Source organism: Bacillus pretiosus, from assembly GCF_051294775.1.
GTDB lineage: Bacteria > Bacillota > Bacilli > Bacillales > Bacillaceae_G > Bacillus_A > Bacillus_A wiedmannii.
Genome location: NZ_JBPPHF010000537.1, coordinates 1 through 284, shown reverse-complemented (window position 1 = coordinate 284; position 284 = coordinate 1). Strand labels below are relative to the sequence as shown.

Sequence of the window (284 nt, the reverse complement as noted above, 5' to 3'; positions counted from 1 at the left end):
GTCCTAAATACCCATCTTCGCCAACGTTTAACGCTGGAAACATCTCATCACGGTGAATAAACGTACTGTAACGAAACTTACCTTTTTTCGGATATGCGAAGAATATGTAGCCTTTTTCAATTAGTAATTCTTCATTACTAATAATATAATTCGTTTGTTTCAACATTTCATCAAGTGTTTCTACAAAAATAAAAATGGCATCGTGTTCTTTTGAAAATGCAGTTTCTTTTCCTGTGAAAATGTCATAATCACTAGGTTCATTCATTACGACCATATTTGTATAC

General features: G+C 32.4%; 1 pseudogene. It reads right to left on the bottom strand.

The features are described from left to right. A pseudogene (locus tag ACSG5Z_RS32065) lies at positions 1–284 on the bottom strand (YdeI/OmpD-associated family protein); the annotation flags it as partial.